The organism is Planctomycetota bacterium, assembly GCA_016872555.1.
Classification (GTDB): domain Bacteria; phylum Planctomycetota; class Planctomycetia; order Pirellulales; family UBA1268; genus F1-20-MAGs016.
The window spans coordinates 1-21,630 of record VGZO01000017.1; the positions used below are offsets into that span (position 1 = coordinate 1).

The following is a 21,630-nucleotide window of genomic DNA, read 5'->3' on the forward strand; positions in this document are numbered from 1 at the left end:
CGTCAGCGAGCGAGAGTTTCTGCTGCTTGAATTCCGGGGTGAGAAAGTCGCCGCCGTTCAGAATTGCTGTGCGTGACTCACCAGCGCGGCGGATATCTTTTGCGAGCTTGTCGGCAACCAATGGAAGTTGCTTGGTCTCCTCCCAGTGCAATGAAGAAATCTGCTTGCGGGTGAGGCCGACGAGCGAATCGCCCGAGCGGAGCGAGTGGTCGAGAAACGTGAAGGGGTGATCCTTGGCGAGTGTGGCCAGCCAGAGGGAGAGCTTGGCGAGGTCGGCGGCCATCGGGTTTTTGTCAACGCCGTAGAGGCACTTCTGGGCGACGAGCCGCTTGGCGAGGAGGAGCTCGTCTTCGTCCGGGGGGACGGGCGGCATGCCGCCATGGCGTTGCCAGGCGACGACGAGATGTTCGGCGAGTTGGCGGCAGGCCTCGACCAAGAACGCGCCCGAGCCCATGGCCGGGTCGCAGATCTTGAGGTCGAGGAGTTGGGCCGGCGTGGGCTTCTCGCCGAGGTTCGCAAGGATCGGTTCGAGCGTTTTGCGGACGATCGGCTCGGTGAGTTTGCGGGGCGTGTAGTTGGAGCCGGAGCGGCGACGTTCGTCGCTCGGCACAAGGAGCATCGCGCCGGCGGCGAGGGGCTGGGGCGTGGCCGAGCGGGCTATTCTTTTGGCGGCCTCGAGAGCGGCGAGGAGGTCGTCGGTTGTGGTGGCGTCTTTGAGCGGAGCAGATTGCTTGGGGGTGAGCTTGTGGTCGGTCTCGGCCTCGAAGGCTTTGGCGCGGTCGGCAGGTTTTTGTGCGAGCAAGGATTCGAGATTCACCGGCACGGGGGCGCCGTGCTTCTTCTTGGGCTTGATCGCGATCGACGTGCCGTCGGCGAGGCCCAAGCCAAAGCCCATCATCACTTCGTAGACGCTGCCGATCTGCTCGACGTCGAGAGTGCGATACGAGAGCCGCTCACCTTCCAGCACCAAGAGTTTTTCCAGGACGCGGTGGAGCGTGCCGTCGGGGACTGCCGGCACCTTTTGATGGCGGCCACCGCCTGCGGCGGAGGCCGGGGGATCGACTCCTGCGCGACCGCCGTGCGTTGCTGCCACGCCACCTTCGAGCCACGGAAACCGGTCGGGATCGAAGAGGTAGCCCGACCGCGGCGGGAGTTTTACGTCGGGGTGTGTGGAGCCGGAGTAGATGAGCCGGAAGAGGGCGACGAGCTGGGCCCAGCCGCCGTAGCGGAGGTCCATCGTGTCGGGGTGCTTGGCGGCGTCGCCGCGGAGCCGTTCAAAAAGGCCGTGGACGCCGTAGTGCTGTTGGTAGAGGCTCGACGACGGCAGGAGGCCGCGGTCTTCGGCGTAGAGCGTGAAGACGAGCCGCATGAGGACGGTGAGCAGGCCCTCGTAGACCTCGTTCGGCCGGGTGGCGAGGACATCGGCGAGCAGGGTGCCACCGGTTTTTTCATTGGCGGATTGAAAGCCGCGGACCAGTTCGAAGGCGGCGTCGATCACCTGCTGGGCGAGGGCGGTGGAGACGGTGGCCTGGAAGTCGCGGCTCTTGGCGAGGAGCGTGGGGAGGCGGGCGGCGGTGGGGCCGGAGAGAAGGGAATACGGCCCGAGGAGCATCGAAAGGGCGGCGAGCACGCGGCGGCCGGCCACCTCCCGCATGAAGCCGACGGGAAACGTGAGGACGCCCGCCGACTCACCGCGGGGCGCGTAGACGAGGCGGAGCGACGTGCCGGCGGTGAGGAGGCCGATGGGCACGCCCGTTTCGCGGAGGAGCCGCTCGAACCGGCGGGTGGGCGAGGCTGTCCAGGCAGCGGAGTCGCCGGTGGTTTCCTTGTCGAGGTCGGTGCCGACCGGCAGCACCTTCACGAGGATCAGCCAGGGGCGGTCGGCGTTTTTCGGTTTTGGATCGCGGAGGGCGTAGGTCGGGACAAGCTCCTCGTGGAGCTCGGGGAGCGGGATGCGGAGGGAATCGGGGATCGGGTGGGCGGGCGAGACGCCAAGCAGAAGGTCGGCCGGCCAGCCGAGGAAGTCGGTGAGAAACCGGGGGATGTCAACAACAAAGCACTTGTCGGCCTGCTCGGGGGTGAGCTCACGGCCCTCGGGAACATCGCCGCGGCGGGCGGTGTGCGACGTGAAGAGCCGCTGCCGCTCGGGGTCGAGCGTGCCGAGGACGACTTGCGCGTCGGCGAGGACGGCCGGGGAGACGACGAGCCCCTCGGGGGCGAGCGTGCCGAGCCAGGCGCGGTGGTCGGCGAGGGTTTTTTCGTGCAGATAATCCGTCACGGCCGGAAAACCTTCTTGGCAGGGATGGTGTTCCGGCGTACACTGGTGCAATCGGGATCGGGCTGCGTCGCGGATGTGCCACCATGACCGAAGCCGTCAGGGAATTGCTCGAGTCGTTCGACGCGCTCTCCGCGGAGGAGAAGCGGGAGGCCACGCGGCTGTTGCTCGCGCGAGTCGTCGCGGGCGAGGCTGGCGACGTGTCGGACGAGGCACTCGCGGCGGCGGCCGACGACCTCTTCGCCGAGCTCGACTGTCGTGAGGCCGCCGGTGAAGCAGGCTGACCGCGGCGACGTGTGGCTCGTCGATCTTGGGCTCGTGGCCAAAATCCGCCCCTGCGTCGTGATCAGCGTGCCACCATGGCGTCCGACGGCCGACACGCCGCCAGTCGCTAGGCCGACATTTTTCCGCTGCTTCCGACCGGTCACGACTGCTCCTTTCCCCAGGCAGCGAAGGTGCTGGCACTGACCGGCTTGTCGTGGGTCTTCAGAGTTGCCAGGGGCAGCCGCGCCGACGGCCGAACACGGTTGACTCCCAGAAGGCCCGGCATTACATTCCAAGGTGCTTGGGGTTGATAAAAACTCGTTCTCGATATTTGGCCTGGGAGTGCTTCGGCACGTTGGGGTTAACCCCCACCCGGGCCTCCTTTTTTTATGTACGTCCTCTATCTCGATGCCTCCGGAACTCCCGAGCTGCAGGACCGAAATACCAGGCACTACGTGCTCGTCGGGCTGTGCATGCACGAGGGCAGTTGGTTCGCGCTCGACAGGCGTCTTCGAGCAGTGAAACAGAGATACTGTCTTGCCGATACAGACCCGGACCAGTTCGAAATCCATGTCAAGGAGTTTGCGGGCACGATCAAGGAACAGGACGAGATTCCTGATTTTCAGGAGATGGCCTGGGCGGAGCGAAGGGCTCGAGTGCTCGAACTTCGAAAACAGAAGCTGCTCGCAGAACAATCGAACTCGAAGCGGAATAATCGTAGGGATCGCTACCGGAATTCCGCGCCGTACGTTCACTTGTCTCGTGAGGAACGGTCGCAGCTTCTCGACGATGCGATCGAGGTGATCGCGGGCTACGACTCGATTCGGTTGTTTGGCGAGGCTATCGACAAGAGTCATCCTGCCGTTTTGTCCGGTACTGCTGATCTGCGGGAGCAGGCATTCACGCAGGTGGTAGCCCGGTTTGACACCTTCCTCCAGAAGAAGGCCTCGTGGCGACGGCGAGATAGCCCCCGTGGACGTGTCGATCATGGGTTGTTGATGCACGATCATGACGCATCGACGCAATCAGTCGTCGAGCCCTTGTTTCGGAAATATCGGCAGAAGGGGCACTCCTTCGGGCTGATCAAGCATGTGATTGATGTGCCGTTTTTCGGTTCCAGTGACAAGGTCGGGGGGCTACAGCTCGCAGACGTCGCGGCATATGTCGTGCGGCGTTATCTCGACAAAGGCGCCGCAGCCGGCAGTCATGAAGAGCGTCAGTTCATGCAGATTTTTTAGCGATTCGATCGGGATACATACGGCAAGTTGCACGGCCTCCGGCATTACGTTCCGGTCGCTTCGTGCAATTGTCTGGTCTGTCGGGAGCGAGGGCATTCCGAAATCTGAGACGATCGGGTGCTGGCGACTGTCGTGGCCCACACGACGAGCCCGCGCGGCAGTGGATTCGAGGTTTCGTTGCCGGTGCGGGGGTGGTTGGGCATGGGAGCGGTCAATTCGTGACTGGCCACAGGTAGGCGATGCCGACGGGTTCGATCCGATAGCTCGCGACGCGATAAAAATCGACGATCCGCGCCGGCTCGCGGGCGATGTCGTCGTCCACGCGGTCGAGGAAGCGCTGCCAGGCCCGGCGGTCGAGGTCGCGCTGCCGCTTTTCGTCGTCGTTGAAATCGCCGCCGAACGTTTTTTGCGGGTCGTCGGCGGTGGCGAGCTCCTTCTGGATGCGGGCTTTTTGATCCACGAGCACGGTGCGGAGCGCTTCGCTTTCGGCAGCCGCCCGCTTGTCGAGGAGGGCCACGGCGTCGGCGCGGTGCTCCTCGCCGCGGGTCTGGAGATGCACGAGCAGCTCCTCGATGTCGCGGGGCATCGCCGCGAGGAGCTTGGTGCGGATCGCGTCGGCGACACGCATGCCCGCGGCGGGCTTCATCACGTCTTCGAGGAGCGTGAGCGTGTGCTGCTCGGCGGACCGTTTGTAGGGCGTGAGCGTGCCCTTGCGGTTTGCCGGGTCGGTCCACTGGGCGGTGACCGTGAGGATCTCCTGATGGAGCCGGACGGCGCCCGAGCCATAGAGCGAGAGTCGGCCGAGGAGGATCACGCGGGGGATCGCGTCGGCCGACTGGCCGAGGAGGGCGCGGGAGAGGTCGTCGTGGACGAATCCCTGGGCGAGAAACCGGCCGAGGAGCCGCTTTACGAGCCGGTGCTCGAGGTGGAGCTGCACGACCGAGTCGTCGATGCCGGCCGGGGCGGTGAACACGACGGGGCGGATCGGTTTTTCCTTGCGCCAGCGGAAGTCGCGGGGGCCGGAGTCGGGGGGCTCGCGGAGCGTGTCGAGCGTGTCGCTCCAGGTGGAATCGCGGCCGAGGCGGGTGTCGAGGTCGGGGAGGGTGAACCGCGCGGGCGCGGCGGGGTCGGCGGCCGGGAGCGGGACGAGCGGAGAGGCGCGATTCATCTCGAGCGCACAGGAAAGGGCGTCGCGGAGATGCTCTTCGTCGAGGCCGATCGCGCGGCGGGCGTCGTTGATCCGGTTGCGGAGCGAGTCGATCTGGTCGTCGATCTTCGTGAGCCGGGCGCGCGTGGCCTCGAGCTCCTCGTCGACGGCGGCCTTTGCGGCGGCGTCGAGGTCGATGGCGCCAAGATCGGCCGCCTGGGCGGCGGCAGTGGCGCGGTCGATGCCTGATTTCAGGATCGTGTCGATCTTCGATTCGAGCACCTGCGACAGGCTGCCGAGCTCGCGGGCGATGCGGTCGGTCTTCTCGACGAGCACTTCGAGCACGCGGTCTTCGGGCCGCTGGGTGTGGACGAAGTAGTGGCAGAAGACTTCGGGCGACGGCTGGAGCTTGCGGTCGATGCGGCCGTTGCGCTGTTCGAGGCGACCGGGATTCCAGGGAAGATCGAAATGAAAGAGGTTGTGGCACCAGGCCTGGAGATTGAGACCCTCGCGGGCGGCATCGGTGGCGATCAAGATGCGGAGCGGCTCCTTCGCCGGATCGGCGTTGAACGCCTTTTTGATTTCTTCTCTGCCGAAGGCGGGGGTCGAGCCGCGGAAGACGGCGATCCGGCGGTCGGCCAAGTCGGTGCCCTCGATCGCAGCCGAGAGCATCTGCCAGAGATAGCGGGCGGTGTCTTCCCATTCGGTGAAGATGAGGACGCGGATGGGGGACCAGGCGGTCGACGCGCCGGAGGCCGAGCCACCGGGGAGGCGGATGGCGGGGCAGCAGTGTTTCTGGAGCCAGGTCACGAGGGCTCGAAGGCGGGCGTCGGGGCGATGGCGCGCGTCGTCGGCGATCGCGGCCATCCGGTCGAGGAGGTCGCGCTCGCGGGTGGCGAGCGACGCCGGGCCGGTGGGCGTGGCGGCGGTGAGCGAGGCGATGGCGTCGTCTTCGATCGTCGCCAGTTCGGCCGGGTCGAGGTCGGCGCGGTCGTCGTCGGACGACGGAGCCGTGACCGCGGCGTCGGCCGTGGCTGAGGCGATCGTGAGGCGGTGTTGCTGGTCCGGGGCCGGCGCCGCTTCAGCCGCCCAGACCTTCTCCATCGAGCGGCGGTGGACGAGGAGCGTCCTATAAAAAGCTTCGGTGCTGGAGAGGAGCCGCGTCTGGAGGCCGACGACCACGAGCATCGCCTCGGCCGCCTGCCGGCGCGTGGCCCTCGCGGAGAGGCGGGTCTTGCGGAGGTCGCGGTATTCGGCGAGGAGCCGGGGGAGCTCGAGCTCGGGGGCGTCGGGGGGAAGGCTATCGATGTCGAGCCGCTTCACGACGCGCTCGGGAAACCCGCCCACACGGGTGCGGATGTCTTCCTTGAGCCTTCGGACCATCACCGGATCGAGATCCTTGACGCGGACCTTCACACCACGGGTGAACCGCTGCGGGTCGAGGATCTCGAGGAGGGCGGAAAAGCTGTTGGAGTGGCCGTTGTGGGGAGTGGCCGAGAGGAACAGCCGGTGCTCGAAGCGCGGGGCGAGGTCGCGGACCGCGCGCGTGATCCGGCTGTCGATGGCATAGCGATTGTCGCTCGACGGGGCGGCATGGTGGGCCTCGTCGAAGATCAGGAGCGAACCGGGGCGGAGCGTGCCGAGCCAGTCGCGCAAGGGGCCGGCGTAGGTCTCGTCGATCAGCAGCTTCGACGACACGAGCCAGCGGGGGTGGACGCTCCAGGGGTTCACCGCCCAGCCGCGCTCCTGGCGGATCCGCTCCATCGCGAGCCGGTCGAGGACGTTGAACACGAGGCCGAAGCGGGCCTCGAGCTCACCCTGCCACTGCGGCACCATCGATGGGGGGCAGACGACGACGACGTCTTTGACGCGGCGCCGCAGGAGCAGCTCGCTGGTGATCAGCCCCGCCTCGATCGTCTTGCCGAGGCCGACGTCGTCGGCGATGAACAGATTCACCCGCGGGAGCAGCAGGGCTTTTCGCAGGGGCTCGAGCTGGTAGGCGTCGAGGCGGATGCCAGCGCGGAAGGGGGATTGGAAGAGCCGCGGGTCGGTGGCCGTGACGCAGTGCCAGCGGAGCGTGCGGACGAAGGCGCTGAAGTGGCGGGGGTCATCGAAACCCTTGCAGCCGATGCTCTTCCAGGCCTCCCGGTCCACGATGCAGGTGTCGAGCTCGAGCTCCCAGATGACTTCGAGCTCCTCCCCCTGGGCGTCGTCCTCGAGGCAGGAGAGCGCGACCTTCGTGCCGTGGGGCGAGGCGTCGACCTCGTCGACGAGCCAGGCCCGGGTGCGGCATTTCACGACCTGGCCGGGGCAGGGGAGCGTGCCAGGGGAGCGGGTCGGCAGGCTGGTCGAAGCGGTCACAGGTGAAGCCCCCGGAGAACAGGACGGTTTCTACCTCATCGGCGGGGCAGAGGAACAGCGTGGCGAACAGCAGGGGGCGAACCACGTGATCGGCCGCGGGATGCGGCCGACGGCGACCCGGGAAACCCTCGGCGTTTCCCGCGGTCGCCTGAGTGGACAAAGGCCATGGAGGGCTTTGTCCACGGACAGATAGCCCCCGATCACGGCGTGCCGACGATCGTGGTCGTGGTGTCGTCGCCGTGGCGAACGAGGCGGAGCTGGACCGGGATCGAACGCTGCATCTCCTCGACGTGCGAGATCACGCCGACCACGCGCCCCTCCGCCCGCAGGCCCTGGAGCGCGACCAGCGCGTATTCGAGCGTCTCCGCATCGAGGGCCCCGAACCCCTCGTCGATGAACACCGTCTCCAGGCGCCGCCCCCCCTGGTGCTCCTCGGCCGTCTTCGCCAGCGCCAGCGACAGCGCCAGCGACGCCAGGAACGTCTCGCCCCCCGACAGCGTACGGGCGCCGCGGCAAGTGCCCGTCCAGTGGTCGAGGACGTCGATGTCGAGCCCCGCCGCCACGCTCCGCGTCGCCGGCTCCGCCCGCACCAGCTCATAGCGCCCGCGCGTCATCTGCCGGAGGATCACCGTCGCGTGGGCCACGACCTGCTCGAGGACCGCGCCGAGCACCCAGCGGTGCAGGCTCAGCCGCTCGACCGCGTGCGCCTGGCCGGTCACCATCTGATGGAGCCGATGGGCCGCCAGCGCCGCCGGCCCCACGCGCGCCTGGCGGGCGGCGAAATCGGCGTGGCTGGCGACGAGCGACTCGAGCCACGACACGGTGCTCCGCGCCTGCTCGTCGGCCACGAGCGCTTCCTGCCGCTTTTCCGACAGCGCGTCATGGGCCGCGCGGAGGGCCGGCAGGTCGGGCGCGGTGCGCCCGCCGAGCCGCGTGCGGCGATCGGCGAGCACCTCGCGGGCCGTCGTTGCCTGCTGCTCGGCGCCCGTGATCTGCTTCCGCAGCGCCGCCACGTCCGCCGCCGGCCGGACCGCCTCGGCCAGCGCCCCCTCGGTGGCAAACGGCGAGGCGGCCAGCGCCGCGGCCAAGGCACACGCGGCATCGGCCGCCTGGCGGGTGAGTGTCTGCTGGCGCTCGACTGCGGCGGCGCGCCGCTCGCGGAGGAGCCGCACCTCCCCCTCGGCTGTGGCGACCTCCGCCGTGGCCGCGCTCTGGTCGGCGACGAGCCGACCGCGCCAGGCTCCCAGGTCGCCGCGTTCGCGCTGGAGCGACTCTCCCTCCGGGAGCGCGGGAAGCGCGTCGCGCGACGCCCGCGCCGCTCCCTCGCGCCCCTCGGCTTCGACCCGCGCCGCCACCGCCGCAGCCGCCGCGCTGACGAGCTGGTCGCGGCGCTGCACCGCCTTGGCCAGCGCCTCGTCGAGCGTGTCGACCGCGGCGTCGTCTGGCGCGCCGGGCTGAGGGCGCGCCGGCGCCGGATGGTGGCGGCTGCCGCACACCGGGCAGGGAGCGTCGGCCGCGAGCAGCGCCGCCAGACGGCCGGCGGCGTCGGCCGCATGCAGGCGCCGCGCCTCGCGGAGGGCGTCGGCGGCCGAGTCGGCCGTGGCACTGGCTCGCGTCGCGGCGGCCGCCGCCGTGGCTTCGGCCTCGCGCTCGATCGCGACTGCGGTGTCGGCGGCGGCAAGCGCCCGGCCGGCGGCGGCGTGCGACTCGCGGAGGGTGGCGATCGCCGCGAGCTGCTCGGCGATCACGCCGAGGCGGCGGTCGATTCCCTCGACCGCCTCGAGCGCCGTCGTGGCCGCGGCGAGCCGCCCACGCGCGACCGCTGCCACGTCGGTCGCGGCGGCGAGCCGGACGTCGGCGGTCTCGACCTCCTTCGCCGCACTTCCCACCTCGCGGTCGAGCTCGGCGCTCGCCTGCCGCAGCCGCTCGGGCTCCGCCGCCGCTTCGGCACGCACGAGCTCGTCGCGCGCGGGGCGCAGGTCGTCGAGGGCCGCGGTCGCCGCAACAAGCGCCCGCTCTGCATCGGCGACGCCACGCACCAGGGCCTCGACTTCGCCGGCGGCGCCCAGCGCCCGCGCCGAGGCGTCGTGGTCGGCCGTCACCTTGTCGAGCGCCCCTTTCGCCGCCACCGCGGCGGCGCGGCCGGTATCGAGGTCGGCGGCGAGGCGGACGGCGACGGCGGCATCGTCGAGGTCGCCGAGCCCTTCCGCGTCGGCCAGCAGCCGGCCGCGCTCGGCGGCGAGGGCCTCGAGGGCCTGCCCCGCCTCCTTGGCGCGCTTGGCCACGAGCTCCTCGAACGCCTCGTAGACGGCGGTGCCGAAGATCCGCTCGAGCAGCTCCTCGCGCACGGCCGGCGTGCTCACCAGGACGTCGCGGAACCGCCCCTGGGGGATGACGACGACGCGGCGAAACTGACCGGCGGTAAACCCGGTGATCTCCTCGACGCGCGCCGTGACGTCGCGGACCTTGGCGGCCAGCGGCTCCCAGCGCCCCCCGCCCGCCGCGTCGTGGCGGTGGAGCGCCGCGCGGGCCGGCTCGGTGACGGGGGTCGTGCCGCGGCGCGGGGCGCGCGTGTACTGCGGGTTGCGGACGACGCGGTAGCGCGCGCCGGACACGGAGAACTCGAGCTCGACCTCGGTGAGCTGGTCGGGCCGGGCCCGGGCCGAGCGGAGGTCGGCGCCGCTCCGGCCGTCGATCGGCCCCTGGCCGAGGCCTTCGCCCGTCGTCTCGCCGTACAGGGCGTAGCAGATCGCGTCGAGGAGCGTGGTCTTGCCGGCGCCGGTCGGCCCGGCGAGGAGAAACAGGCCGGCGGCCGAGAGCCGGTCGAAGTCGATCGTCTCGGTGCCGGCGAACGGCCCGAACCCGCTGATCGCGAGGCGCTGGAACCTCATCGCTCACGCTCCGCGGCGAGCGCCTGCTCCATGCACTCCCGCGCCAGCGCCCGGACCGCGTCGCAGGCGGCGTCGGGATAGCGGTCGCCGAGGAACCGCTCGACGAAGGCGTGGGGGCTCGACCGGGCGAGGTCGTCAAGCGCGGGGCGGGCGGCGTCGGCCGGGCCGCGCGCGGGGGGCTCGACGCGGAATTCGAGCAGCAGCGGGTAGAGCGTGCGGAGGCGCTCGCGGGCGCCGGGGGGCACGATCGGGTCGACGACTTCGACGCGGATCAGGTCGCGCTGCCTGTCGGCGTCGTCGGCCGCGGCGCGGACGAGGTCGTCGAACCGGCCGCGGAGCGTGCGCATCCCGTGGAGCGCGGGAAGCGGGATCTCCTCGACGGTCACGGCGCCGGCGGCATCGAGCGCGACCAGCGCCACGGTCTTGCGCTGGTGCTCCTCGGAGAAGGAGTAGCGGGCGGGGGACCCGGCATAGCGGATCCGGCCGTCGGCCAGCGCGTGGGGCCGGTGGAGATGGCCGAGCGCCGTGTAGTGGAACGGGGCGAACAGCGCCGTGGGCACGGTGGCCACGCCGCCGACGGAGATGTCGCGCTCCGAGTCGGACGACTCGCCCCCCTGGGCGAACAGATGGCCGACGAGCACGTGGCGGCCGCCGGCCGACGTGTCGGCACCGGCGAGCAGCGCCGCCGTCGCCGCCTCGTGCGACGCCACGTCGTCGCGCCCCGTCAGGAACCGGGCGTCGGCCGGCGTGGCGAACGGCAGCAGGTGGAACGTGACCGGCCCGTGGGCATCGGCCAGCTCGACGCGCGCCGGACGGGCACGCGGCCGGCCGGCGAGGTGGACGCCGGCCCGGCGGAAAAACTCGGTGCCGAAGTCGAGCCGGGCGCCGGAATCATGGTTGCCGGCGATCGCGATGACCGGGGCGATCTCCCCGAGCCGGCGGAGGGCCTCGTCGAGCAGGCCGACCGCCTCCTCGCCGGGCACGGCGCGGTCGTAGAGATCGCCGGCGACGACGATCACGTCGGGGCGCGCGTCGGCCGCGATCGCGACGATCGCCTCGATCGCGTGGCGCTGCGCCGGGATCAGGTCGAGGCCGCCGAGGACCCGGCCGAGATGCCAGTCGGCGGTGTGGAGGATCCGCATCGCTGCGTATTCCCAACGGGCTTCAGGGCTGCCGGGCGGCCGACGATCCCGCGCCGGAGGCGCCGAGCCGCTCGGGATCGACCCCGGTGGCCCAGGCGGCGGCCAGCGCGAGCAGGTGCTCGGCACCGGTGCCGGCATTCGGGACCGACCGGATCGTGCCGCAGGTGATCACGTCCACCCGTTCGCCGCTGAGGATCACCTGGCGGCCGGCACCGGAACGCGCGCCACCGACGACCACGACACGCGCGGCGCCGAGCGCCTCCCCGATCGCGCCCAGGGCCGGATGGTCGGCCGGCACGACGGCCATGCCGCGGGAGCCGAGGGCGTGGAGCAGGGCGGCGCGCTGCGGCGCCGACACGGCCCCGGCGGGAAACACCGCGACGTCGAGCCGGCTCGTGCCCAGGCCGTCGCGCTCGGCGGCCGCGGCATGGCTGACGGCCACGCCGGCGTCGAGATCGGGATGGGCCTTGAGGGCCTCGAACGCGGCTCCGTCGCCGGCACCGACTTTCCAATCGGGATGGCCCGCCCGCGCCACGTGGCCGCCGGCGGCGATGGCGCAGCGGAGCCCCGCGCCATCGAGCAGGGTCGCGGCCGCGCGGGCCACCGCCACGGCCCCCGGCGCCTCGGCGACGGCCACGAGCAGCATCGTGCCGTCGGCGCCGGCGGGAAACAGCGTGGCGACGATCGCCTCGCCGACGGGGCGCGGCCGGCCATGGAGCGGGGCGACGTGCATGAAGATCCCCGGACCGGCGTTGACCTCGATCACCATCCCGCGCTGCGCCTCGAGCGGCCGGCCGATGTCTTCGGCGACGACGTCGAGCCCGGCGACGTCGAGGCCGACCGTCTTCGCGGCGAGCACGGCCCGCGCCGCGACCTCCGGGCAGACCTCGTCGGTCTCGTCGGTGATCAGGTCGCCGTTGACCTTGATCGTCACGCGCCGACCGGCCTCGGGGACGCTGTCGGGGGCGAGGCCGGAGCGCTCGAGGAGCGCCAGGGCCACCTCGTCGATCCGCATCACGCCGAGGAGATCGGTGTAGTTCTCGCCGCGGAGCGGATCGCGGTTGGCCTCGTCGACCAGCGCCGCGATCGTGCGCCGGCCGTCGCCGACGACCACGTCGTGCTGGCCGCGCGACGCGGCGACCACCGCCCCGCCGACGACCAGCAGCCGGTGGGCGACACCGGGAGCGAACTGCTCGATGATCACGCCGGCCGATTGGTCGTGGTTTTCGCGGACCGCCAGCGCGAAGGCGTCGCGCACCTGCCCGGCGCGCACGAGGCCGAACGAGATCCCGCGGCCGTGGTTGGCGTCGCGCGGCTTGACGACGACCGGATAGCCGAGCTCGTCGGCGGCGCGGCAGGCATCCTCGGGGGTGTCGGCGACGCGCCCCAGCGGCACCGGCACGCCGACCTGCCGGAGGAGGAGCTTGGTCAGCTCCTTGTCTTGGGCGATCGACTCGGCGATCGTGCCTGTGGCGTCGGTCTCGGCCGTCCAGATCCGCCGCTGCCGGCTCCCCTCGCCGAGGCGCACGAGGCTCGCGGTGGTGACCCGGTGGGTGGGGATCGCGCGGGCCTCGGCGGCGCGGACGATGGCGCGCGTGCTCGGCCCGAGGCGGTGGGTGTCGGCGACGTCGACCGCGTCGCGGACCGCCGCGGCGACGTCGTAGGCCCGGCCGTCGGCGGCAGCGACGAGACAGCCGCGCGCCGCTTCGAGGCAGGCCAGTGCCAACCGCGGCTCCTCGAACGTGGCCGCGATCACGAATCCGGCCGGGTCGGGCTCGGCACGACTCGCCGGGAGGAGCTCCGTCCAGGTCGCCGTCGGCGCGGTCCCGGCGGCGGCGAGAAACGTGCCCCACAGCCAGCGCAGCACGGCGGCGGCGTCACCGGCGCCGAGCAGCTCGTCGAACGCCGGGCCGGGGACCGGCGGCGATCCCTCGAACGCCATTTCGTGGGGGCGCGATTCGAGCGCGCCGCGCCAGGCCGACAGCCTGCCGCGCGCGGCCGTGTCGGCGGCGAGCGACCAGCGCGAGAGCGCCCCCGGATCGACCTCGACTTCGAGCACCGGGAGGGAATGCCAGCGGCTCGCGCCGTCGTACCGAGTCGTCCGCCGCCATTCCATGAGCCGTGCCACCCCCGAGGTTCGGTCGCGAAGCCGTGTGTAGGAAAGGATCGTAGCAACAGCGGCTGGCGCGGCGGCAAGAGCGGTTCGCCGGCGCGGCGGCCCGCGGGCGACTCAGGCCATGATCGCACGGATCGGTTCGCCATGGTCGATCGCCAGCCGCTTCTGCCCCGGCAGTTCGAGGCGGCGCGAGTCGAGCCCGAGGAGGGCGAGGATCGTGGCATGCACGTCGGTGACGTAGTGCCGGTCCTCGACGGCGTGGAAGCCGAGCTCGTCGGTCGCGCCATGGACGCAGCCGCCGCGGATCCCGCCGCCGGCGAGCCACACCGAGAAGGCGAACGGATGGTGGTCGCGGCCGTCGCTCCCCTGCGTGCCAGGGGTGCGGCCGAACTCGGTGGCGAACACGACGATCGTCTCGTCGAGCAGGCCGCGGCGGTGGAGGTCGGCGAGCAGGCCGCCGATCGGCCGGTCGACCGCGCGGGCGAGCTTTTCGTGGTTGGCACGCAGGCCGCCATGGGCATCCCAGGCGCCGGCGCCGCCGCCGCCGTGCTGGATCTGCACGAAGCGCACGCCGCGCTCGACGAACCGCCGGGCGGCGAGGAGCTGCAGGGCGAATTCCCGGCACTCGGGCCGATCGAGGCCGTAGAGGGCGTGCGTCTCGGCGGTCTCGGCGGCGACGTCGACGACCTCCGGCACGCTCGATTGCATCCGGAATGCGAGCTCGTAGGCCGCCGTGCGCGCCACGGTAGCGGCATCGCCGGGAAAGCCGCGCGCCGTGAGCCGATTGAGCTCGGTCACGAGGTCGAGGCCGACGGCCGCGGCCGGGGCGGGGAACGGCCGCTCGGGGCGGCCGAAGTCGAGCGGATTGGCCGGGTCGATCCGCAGCGGGACGGCGTCGTGGGCGGGGCCGAGGTAGTGGCCGTCGCGCTTGTTCCAATACTCGCGCGTGCCGATCGAGATGAACTGCGGGAGTGCCGGGTTGAGCGAGCCAAGGCCGTAGTGGACCCAGGCGCCGAGCGTGGGCGAGGCGGGGTCGAGCATGTGCCGGCCGGTGTGAAACTGCGTCTGCGCCCCATGGTTGGAATCGGTGGTGTACATCGAGCGGACCACGGCGATCCGGTCGATCTCCGCGGCGATGCCGGGAAACCAGTCGCTGACTTCGATCCCCGATTCGCCATGGCGGCGGAAGCCGACCTGGAGCGGAAACAGGACGTTGCGCTGCTGGCCGTTGGCATCGGGCACCGGCGCCCGCTCGAGCGCCAGCTTCGCCGGGTCCTGGACCGCGGCGAACGGCGTCTCGGCGATCGTCTTGCCGGCGTGGCGCGTGATTTCGGGCTTGGGATCGAAGCTCTCCAGATGGCTCACGCCGCCGTTCATGAACAGCCAGATCACGCTCCGCGCCCTGGCCGGCGCGTGGGCCCGGCCGTCAGGGAGCCGCGTGCCGGCGGCCGGCGTGTCGCTGGCTGCTCCCGGGCGGGGCAGACCGGCCAGGAGCGCCGCCCCGGTGCCGAGGAGTCGGCGGCGGGCCTGCGGTGACGGGTGAGGAACCATCGGGCGAGCACCTCGCGGAAGGTCAGCGGACGGTGACGAAGTCGGTGTGGTTGAACAGCGCCCACACCAGGTGCGCACGGGCCGGGTCGGGGGCGCTACCGCCGAGGTCGGCGGCGGGCAAGGCGCGCCACCGCGCGAGTGCGCCGAGGCACGCGGCGCGCTCGGCGCCGTCGGCCGGGCGGGCGAGGACCGTGACGAACGCCCGGTCGACGAACGCCTCGTCGCCTCCCCCGCCGGCGGCGAGCCGGGTCGCGACGGCGGCGGCGGCGTCGTGGACGAGCGCCGCGTGGGCCAGCGCCAGCCCCTGCTGCGGCACGACGCTCTCGTCGCGCCGATAACACTCCTTCACCGAGGCGTCGTCGAACGCCGCGAGGAGCGGATTGCGGCTGATCTCCGAGTGGGTGAAGTACAGGCTGCGGCGCCGCGACTCTCCCTGCGCGGCGGGGGCGACCGGCGGCCCACCGGGCGCGACGTCGAGCAGCCCGGCGACGGCGAGGATCGAGTCGCGCACCACCTGGGCATCGAGCCGCACCGGCTCGCGCCGCCACACCAGGCCGTTGTCGGGATCGAGCCGGGCCGCGTCGAGAAGCCCCACCGGGCTCGAGGCCATCCGGTAGGCGGCCGACGTGACGATCAGCCGATGGACATGCCGCATGCTCCAGGGCGTGCCGCCCGGGGGACCGGCCATGAATTCCGCCGCCAACCAGTCGAGCAGCTCGGGGTGCGTGGGAGGCGCGCCGCGGCGGCCGAAGTCGGTCATCGTCGCTACCAGGGGCCTTCCCATGTGGCGCGTCCACAGGTGATTGACCGCGACGCGGGGCGTGAGCGGATGGCGTGGGTCGGTGATCCACGCGGCCAGCGCCCGCCGCCGGCCGGTGCTCGTGGCGGGAAACGGGATCGGCGGGTCGTCGTGGCCCGAGTAGGTGAAGCGCGTCGGGACCCAGCGCGCTCCGGCCAGCGGCGTGAACATGTCTCCCGGCTCGTCGATCGCGGTGCGCGCCTGTTCCGCGGCGGTACGGGCCGCCGCGAGCTTCTCGGCCGCGGCGCCCTTCTTCGCGTCGTCGGCGGCGGCATGCTGGCTCTCGGCCTCGACGACCGCGAGGTCCGCCCGGGCCGCAGCGAGCGACCGCTCGGCTCGGACGGCGGCGCGGGCCGTGGATTGGCCGGCGGCGGCGTCGGCGCCTTCCCAGGCGGCCGTCATCGCCGCACCACGGGCGACGACCGACTCGAGCGCCTCGCGCTCGACGGCGAGCCGGGCCTCGGCCAGCGGCCGGTCGGCCTCGGAAGCCTTGGCGTGGGCCTCATCGGCAGCGGCGACGCGCTTCGCCGCGGCGGCGCGATGGGCGTCGATCACCCACGGCTGCCGCGCCGGATCAGCCGCGGCAGCGGGGAGGACGACCGGCTCGATCGGCGGCAGCGGCACGCCGAACAGGTCGGGCACCCCGGGGGCCACCGGGTGATCGCGGTCGGGCCGGGCGTCGTCGCCGCGGACGAACAGGTAGGTGGCGGCATCGGGAACACCGTCGAAGACGCGCGGGATCGCGTCGCGTTCGGTATCGGGCTCGCCGGGTACGACGTCGAGCCGGACGTGGTACGGCGCGAAAAAGGCGCGAAGCGCGTAATGATCGCGCTGCCGGAGCGGGTCGTATTTGTGGTCGTGGCACTTGGCGCAGTTGAACGACATCCCAAGCAACGCCTTGCCGACATGCTCGACCGTCTCGTCGAGCCACGGCGTGCGGTTGAACAGGAACCAGTTCCGGGCGAGGAACCCGGTCGCCCGCAGCCGGGCCGGATCGAGCGGGGCCAACTCGTCGGCGGCGAGCGACAGCCGCACCATTTCGTCGTAGGGGACGTCGGCGACGAGCGACTCGACGATCCAATCGCGCCAGTGCCAGATGTGCGGCGCGCTGTTGCGGAGCTGGTCGCCGAGCCCCCACCAGTCGGAGTAGCGCCACACGTCCATCCAGTGGCGCGCCCAGCGCTGGCCGTGGCGGGGATCGGCCAGGAGGCGATCGACGAGGCGCTCGTACCAGTCGTCGGCCGGATCGGCCAGGAGCGTGGCGAGATCCTCGGCCGACGGCGGCACGCCGACCAGATCGATGAACACACGTCGCACCAGCACGCTCCGCGGCGCCTCGGCGGCGACCGTCGCGATGCCGCGGGCCCGCCGCGCCGCGTCGAGGAACGCATCGAGCGGATGCGCGGGGCCGGGCGGCGGCACCGGCCGGCCCACGGGACGGAAGGCCCAGTGGTCGCGGGGATCGGGCTCCGGTGCCTCGATCTCGGGCGCCGGGCAGCCGGCGAGGATCCATGCGCGCAGGGCGTCGATCTCGGCAGCCGTGAACGGTTCCCCTTCTCCCGGCGGCGGCATCCGCAGCGCGGGATCGCCGGCGGAGACGCGGTCGACGATCAGGCTCCGCTGCGGTGCCCCCCGTTCCACGGCCGGGCCACTCTGTCCGCCGGCCACCAGCGCCGCGGCCGTGTCGAGCCGAAGCCCGGCTTCTTGGCCAAGCGCCCCATGGCACGGCTGGCAGCGTTTCGCCAGAAGCGGCCGGATGGCCGTGCGATAGACCTCGAGAGCATCGCCAGCGGAGAGGGTCGAGTCAGGCTGCCTCGACTCGGGCTCGGCGGCCGGTGCTGCGCCGCAGCCCGCGAGGAAAACGCGGACAAGCAGGACGAGACCGCCAACAATCGCCGGCATCCCCATGATCGCAGGAGGTTTGGGGAGCGGAGTTCTCGGTCGATCCGGAATTTCCGTGGGTCCTCGCGGCAGGCGCAGCCTCCGCTCGGGCTCTGCAGAGGGGGACGCCCCCCGCGCCTTTGCCCTCGCATCGACCCGCAGCCAGGGGGTGACGGGCCGATGCGAGGGCGACGGCGGAGGGGGCTTCGACGGCCCTGTCATGGGAATGCCGGGATGTCGTCTCTTGTCGTCCACCCACAAAGATCCCGGATGGGCCGAATTGTCAACATGCTCTCGCAGCTGGAAGCTGGAGCGTTTCACCCCGGTCGAGTGACCACGTGTGGAGCAAAACGCCCCAGTGATCAGCCAAATCCCCCTCCCCGAGCTCCCGCTGAAACACATGATCAACCGGCGCTCGAACCGCGACAAGACCCACGGACGTCGATGATTCATCGCCAATCCGTGAGAAAGAGACCGGAATGCAACGGGGGTCCTCGACCGCTGCATCAAAAACTTTCTTTTCCGACCGCAACCGCCGATTCGGCATGGAATATGCAAATAAGTCCGGTTGTAGGTATCGAATGGGGCTGCCAGCGGATGGGCAGCAAGGAGCTGGAATGATGGCTGTGGCACCTGGTTTTGCGAGGCAGTCAGTGACCGGAATGACCGCGGGCACAATCTCGTCGTGCGGCGACATGCAGCGGCTGGTTTCCGCGGCAATCGGGCTGGCGCTCGCCGCCGCGTGCGTCGCCCCGGCGACTGCCGCAGTCGTCGAAATCACCGACCTCTTTGGCACTGGCGCCGCGACCCAGACATCGCTGGTCGCCAACGGGGCCAGCGATCCCCACTACCAGATCACGGCGTTCACCCCCGATACGACCGTCAGCGGGTCGCAGGCCCCGTACGGCAACTATCCCCCGGCAGACCCCTCGATTTTCCTCGGCGCCCCGGGGGCCTACAAGATTTCCGCCTGGGACTACAGCCCCAACATCACCTCGGGACCGCGGGTTTCGCAATGGGTCACACCACCGAGCTCGTTCACGTCTACCGGCACGCCGTTTACCCCGACCGACCAAAACGTCATCGCCCCCGTCGGGCTGTACGTCTACCAGACGACGTTCACGCTGCCGTCGTCGTTCACGGACGTGTTGAAGATCTTCATTTCCGGCTCATTTGCCGGGGATAACGTGACGCCCAACGCGTTTCTCAACGGCACCGCGATCCCAGGGGCCGCGGGCGGCGGTCCGTTCAGCTACGAGACAACGACGCCTCTGAGCAGCCTGTTCACCACCGGAGTCAATACGCTGACGTTCCGAGTGCGAAACTTGTTCGATACGGCGGAAAAGTCCGATTTCTTCAACCCGACCGGGGTCCACGTGGCGATCACCGGCGCGTATTACGAGACGCCTTCGACGGTCATCCCCGAGATCGATCCGTCGTCGTTTTCAGCCGTGTTTTCGCTGGTTGTCGGGGCGCTAGCGGTCTGTGAACGGCGGCGGAGGGGCCAGACCGCCGGACCAGGGGCAAGGACGCCACCGCCTTCACCGAGATGGTGAGAAACGGTCACCGAATCGGGGAGGCCTCACTGTGTCGGTGGGGCCGCGTGACCAACGGCCGGATCAGCCCAACCCGAGGACGTCGGCCATCGAATAGAGCCCGGCCGGCCGGCCGACCAGGAAGGCAGCAGCCGCCAGCGCCCCGCGGGCGTAGCAGTCGCGGCCCGTGGCCCGGACGTTGACTGCGAGCGATTCGCCGTCGAGTCCGAACAGGATCGTGTGCTCCCCCGGATTGTCGCCGGCGCGGACGGCGTGATAGCCGATCTCACCCGCCGGCCGGGGGCCCGGCCGTCCTTCGCGGCCATGGGTGACGCCGCCGCCCCCCAGGGCCTCGTGGACCAGGCTTCCGAACCGCAGCGCCGTGCCGCTCGGGGCGTCTTCCTTGTGGCGGTGGTGGCACTCGACGATCTCGACGTCGACGCGCTCGCCCGCGCTCCGCAGGAGTGCACCGGCACGGGCCACGAGGTCCATCGCCACGTTGACCGCCAGGCTCATGCTCGGGGCCTGAAGGACGGCGATGCGCCGCGAGGCAGCCATGATCGCGGCCTGGTCGGCCGGCTCGAGGCCGGTCGTCGCGACCACCAGCGGAATACCCCGCTCGGCGCTGTGCGCCGCGATCGCGGCGACCGCCCCGGGAAGCGAGAAGTCGATCACGACATCGGCGTCGCCGGACCACGAGTCGCTGACGGCCACGCCGAGGGCCGGCACGCCGGCGAGCGTTCCGGCGTCGTCCCCCGTCCGCGGATGCCCCGCGGCTTCGAGGGCCCCGACGATCCTCCAGGCGGACGGCTCTCCGGCCGCGCAGGCGACGATCCGCCGCCCCATCCGGCCGGCGGCGCCGTGGACCACGAGGCGGCGTGGAACGGGGGACGAAGAGGAACCGGCCTGCGGGGCGCGTGCGTCGGTCATCGGGTGGTTCAGCCGTAGAGGTCGATCGCCTGGACGATCTCGTCGATCCGATTGCCCACGCTCACCGACCGGTTGGCGAAGCTGGCCCGGCTGACGCCGCGGCTGCCGAGCGTGTCGTTGAACAGTTTCTGGTCGGTGGTGTGGTAGGCGACCGTGGCCGTCGGGTCCTTGAGCTGGTGGCCGGTGAGGATGCAGACCACGCGCTCGTCGCGGCCGATCACCCCCTCCGCGACGAGTTGCCGGGCCCCGGCGACGCTGGCAGCGCTGGCCGGCTCGCAGCCGAAGCCCCCGGCGCCGACCTGCGCCTTGGCGTCGAGAATCTCCTGTTCGCTCACCTGACGGACGACGCCGTCGCAGGTCTCGAGCGCCCGGAGGCACTTGTTGAGGTTGACGGGGCGGTTGATCTCGATCGCGCTGGCGATGGTGTCGGCGCGCTTCTTGTCGCGGTCGAGCTCGTCGTAGTAGTGGCAGGCGGGGGCGAGGTCGGCACGCCCCCCGAGCCAGCGCAGCCCGCGCCGCTCGTAGAGCTCGTAGAGCGTATTGGCGCCGGCGGCGTTGATCACCGCCAGCCGCGGGATCCGGTCGATGAGGCCGAGGGCGTGCAGCTCGGCGAACGCCTTGCCGAAGGCGCTGGAGTTGCCGAGGTTGCCCCCGGGCACGACGATCCACTCCGGCACGTCCCAGCCGAGCGACTCGAGGACGCGGAACATGATCGTCTTCTGGCCCTCGAGCCGGAACGGGTTGACGCTGTTGACCAGGTAGATCCCCAGCTTCCCCGCCACCTCCTTGACGCGTGCCATGGCGTCGTCGAAGTCGCCGGCGATCTGGATCGTCAGCGCGCCGTAGTCGAGCGCCTGCGAGAGCTTGCCGTAGGAGATCTTCCCCGAGCCGATGAAGATGATCCCGCGCATCAGCCGGGTCACGGCGCAATACAGCGCCAGCGACGCGCTGGTGTTGCCGGTCGAGGCACAGGCGGCGCGGCGGGCGCCGATCAGCCGGGCATGGGAAAAGGCCGCCGCCATGCCGTTGTCCTTGAACGACCCCGACGGATTGAGGCCCTCGTACTGCAGATGGAGGCGGCCGGGCCGGAGCCCGACGAACGCCCCGACCGGGTCGGACACCGAAAGCAGCGTCTGGCCCTCGCCGACCGTGACCAGCGTTTCGCGCGGGGCGAACGGCAGCAGTTCGTGAAACCGCCACACGCCGCTCACCGCCAGTGGGTCGCCGCGCTGCAGCCACTTCCGTTCGAAGACCTCGAACGACCCCGGCGGCCGGAGGCGATCCCAGTCGTAGGCGACGTCGAGGAGGTTGCCGCACGCCGGGCAAGCCGTGAGCACCTCGTCGACGGAATACGTCGCGGCGCAGGCGGGATCGATGCACCGCTGGAAGGCGAGGTCGGTGCGGGCGAGAACGGACACGGGCAGGTCTCCGGCGACCCGCCGGTGGGCCGCGGGATGACGCCACTGGGTGTTGTCGGCAGAATCGACCAGGGTTCTGGGC

Annotated in this window: 12 protein-coding genes and 1 pseudogene; 4 read left to right on the forward strand and 9 right to left on the reverse strand. The window is 71.1% G+C overall.

Annotated features, from left to right (window positions below; all coding sequences use genetic code 11):
- A partial coding sequence (locus tag FJ309_07680) for a class I SAM-dependent DNA methyltransferase (GenBank protein ID MBM3954480.1) occupies nucleotides 1–2,278 on the reverse strand: 2,278 nt, incomplete at its 3' end.
- 83 nt (nucleotides 2,279–2,361) lie between these two features.
- Here FJ309_07680 and FJ309_07685 point away from each other — a divergent pair.
- From FJ309_07685 to FJ309_07695, 3 genes and pseudogenes are all read left to right on the forward strand, one after another.
- Nucleotides 2,362–2,559: a hypothetical protein gene (locus FJ309_07685; protein ID MBM3954481.1), complete on the forward strand. Its 198-nt coding sequence runs from the start codon at nucleotides 2,362–2,364 to the stop codon at nucleotides 2,557–2,559.
- A pseudogene (locus tag FJ309_07690) lies at nucleotides 2,546–2,632 on the forward strand (type II toxin-antitoxin system PemK/MazF family toxin). Before FJ309_07685 ends, FJ309_07690 begins: the two are co-directional and overlap by 14 nt.
- A gap of 296 nt (nucleotides 2,633–2,928) precedes the next feature.
- Complete coding sequence (locus FJ309_07695; GenBank protein MBM3954482.1) at nucleotides 2,929–3,777, forward strand: DUF3800 domain-containing protein; 849 nt, start codon at nucleotides 2,929–2,931, stop codon at nucleotides 3,775–3,777.
- A gap of 211 nt (nucleotides 3,778–3,988) precedes the next feature.
- Here the strand turns inward: FJ309_07695 and FJ309_07700 are convergent, their stop codons facing one another.
- The 6 genes from FJ309_07700 to FJ309_07725 form a co-directional block, all read right to left on the reverse strand.
- Nucleotides 3,989–7,267, reverse strand: coding sequence for a DEAD/DEAH box helicase (locus FJ309_07700; protein ID MBM3954483.1), 3,279 nt, complete (start codon nucleotides 7,265–7,267; stop codon nucleotides 3,989–3,991).
- Between the two features lie 218 nt (nucleotides 7,268–7,485).
- The gene (locus FJ309_07705; protein ID MBM3954484.1) at nucleotides 7,486–10,176 is read right to left on the reverse strand and encodes an SMC family ATPase; all 2,691 of its coding nucleotides are present in this window, start codon (nucleotides 10,174–10,176) and stop codon (nucleotides 7,486–7,488) included.
- A complete protein-coding gene (locus tag FJ309_07710; GenBank protein MBM3954485.1) occupies nucleotides 10,173–11,456 on the reverse strand; it encodes an exonuclease SbcCD subunit D in 1,284 nt (427 codons plus the stop codon). The genes FJ309_07705 and FJ309_07710 overlap by 4 nt, the downstream gene beginning before the upstream one ends.
- Nucleotides 11,341–13,446 carry a cyanophycin synthetase gene (locus FJ309_07715; GenBank protein ID MBM3954486.1) on the reverse strand — a complete coding sequence of 702 codons (2,106 nt, stop codon included), beginning with the start codon at nucleotides 13,444–13,446 and terminating at the stop codon, nucleotides 11,341–11,343. The genes FJ309_07710 and FJ309_07715 overlap by 116 nt, the downstream gene beginning before the upstream one ends.
- 102 nt (nucleotides 13,447–13,548) lie before the next feature.
- Nucleotides 13,549–14,985 carry a DUF1501 domain-containing protein gene (locus tag FJ309_07720; protein ID MBM3954487.1) on the reverse strand — a complete coding sequence of 479 codons (1,437 nt, stop codon included), beginning with the start codon at nucleotides 14,983–14,985 and terminating at the stop codon, nucleotides 13,549–13,551.
- A gap of 22 nt (nucleotides 14,986–15,007) precedes the next feature.
- Nucleotides 15,008–18,172: a DUF1553 domain-containing protein gene (locus FJ309_07725; GenBank protein ID MBM3954488.1), complete on the reverse strand. Its 3,165-nt coding sequence runs from the start codon at nucleotides 18,170–18,172 to the stop codon at nucleotides 15,008–15,010.
- Nucleotides 18,173–18,285: 113 nt separating this feature from the next.
- Between FJ309_07725 and FJ309_07730 the strand changes: the two genes are divergently transcribed.
- Complete coding sequence (locus tag FJ309_07730) at nucleotides 18,286–19,221, forward strand: hypothetical protein (protein ID MBM3954489.1); 936 nt, start codon at nucleotides 18,286–18,288, stop codon at nucleotides 19,219–19,221.
- A gap of 63 nt (nucleotides 19,222–19,284) precedes the next feature.
- Here FJ309_07730 and dapB read toward each other — a convergent pair whose 3' ends face one another.
- Both dapB and thrC read right to left on the reverse strand, forming a co-directional pair.
- Nucleotides 19,285–20,130 (reverse strand): 4-hydroxy-tetrahydrodipicolinate reductase, encoded by an 846-nt coding sequence (gene dapB / locus FJ309_07735; GenBank protein MBM3954490.1) that lies wholly within the window; start codon nucleotides 20,128–20,130, stop codon nucleotides 19,285–19,287.
- A gap of 8 nt (nucleotides 20,131–20,138) precedes the next feature.
- On the reverse strand, nucleotides 20,139–21,548 hold the full coding sequence (gene thrC, locus FJ309_07740; GenBank protein ID MBM3954491.1) for a threonine synthase: 1,410 nt from the start codon (nucleotides 21,546–21,548) through the stop codon (nucleotides 20,139–20,141).
- Between the last annotated feature and the right edge of the window lie 82 nt (nucleotides 21,549–21,630).

Excerpts from the sequence above, each read along its gene's own strand:
- FJ309_07685 (MBM3954481.1), top strand. The coding sequence starts at position 2,362 with ATGACCGAAGCCGTCAGGGAATTGCTCGAGTCGTTCGACGCGCTCTCC.
- FJ309_07695 (MBM3954482.1), top strand. The coding sequence starts at position 2,929 with ATGTACGTCCTCTATCTCGATGCCTCCGGAACTCCCGAGCTGCAGGAC.
- FJ309_07705 (MBM3954484.1), bottom strand. The coding sequence starts at position 10,176 with ATGAGGTTCCAGCGCCTCGCGATCAGCGGGTTCGGGCCGTTCGCCGGC.
- FJ309_07710 (MBM3954485.1), bottom strand. The coding sequence starts at position 11,456 with ATGCCGGCACCGGTGCCGAGCACCTGCTCGCGCTGGCCGCCGCCTGGG.
- FJ309_07720 (MBM3954487.1), bottom strand. The coding sequence starts at position 14,985 with ATGGTTCCTCACCCGTCACCGCAGGCCCGCCGCCGACTCCTCGGCACC.
- FJ309_07725 (MBM3954488.1), bottom strand. The coding sequence starts at position 18,172 with ATGCAGCGGTCGAGGACCCCCGTTGCATTCCGGTCTCTTTCTCACGGA.
- FJ309_07730 (MBM3954489.1), top strand. The coding sequence starts at position 18,286 with ATGGCTGTGGCACCTGGTTTTGCGAGGCAGTCAGTGACCGGAATGACC.
- dapB (MBM3954490.1), bottom strand. The coding sequence starts at position 20,130 with ATGACCGACGCACGCGCCCCGCAGGCCGGTTCCTCTTCGTCCCCCGTT.